Source organism: Neobacillus niacini (genome assembly GCF_000759675.1).
Taxonomy (GTDB): Bacteria; Bacillota; Bacilli; order Bacillales; family Cytobacillaceae; genus Neobacillus; species Neobacillus niacini_A.
The window spans coordinates 1-298 of sequence record NZ_BAWM01000061.1; the positions used below are offsets into that span (position 1 = coordinate 1).

Genomic DNA, 298 nt, shown 5'->3' on the forward strand with positions numbered 1-298 from the left:
AAATTATGTAGTGGATGTAGATATTAAAGGTTTCTTTGACAACGTTGACCACTTATGGATGATGGAGTTCTTAACACTGCGAATAGCTGACCCTAACTTACTAAGAATAATTGGTAGGTTTCTAAAAGGTGGATATATGGAGGAAGGTAAGAAGTACAAAACAGATACTGGGACACCGCAAGGTGGAGTAATATCTCCGATATTAGCCAATGTTTATCTGCATTATGTCCTCGACCTTTGGTTTGAGAAAAGAGTCAGAAAACAGTGCAAAGGACAAGCATATATAGTGAGATACGCA

General features: G+C 37.9%; 1 protein-coding gene. It reads left to right on the forward strand.

The features are described from left to right. Positions 1-298 (forward strand): reverse transcriptase domain-containing protein (locus tag TR08_RS19000; RefSeq protein WP_045520899.1); only part of this gene is annotated, 298 nt, incomplete at both ends.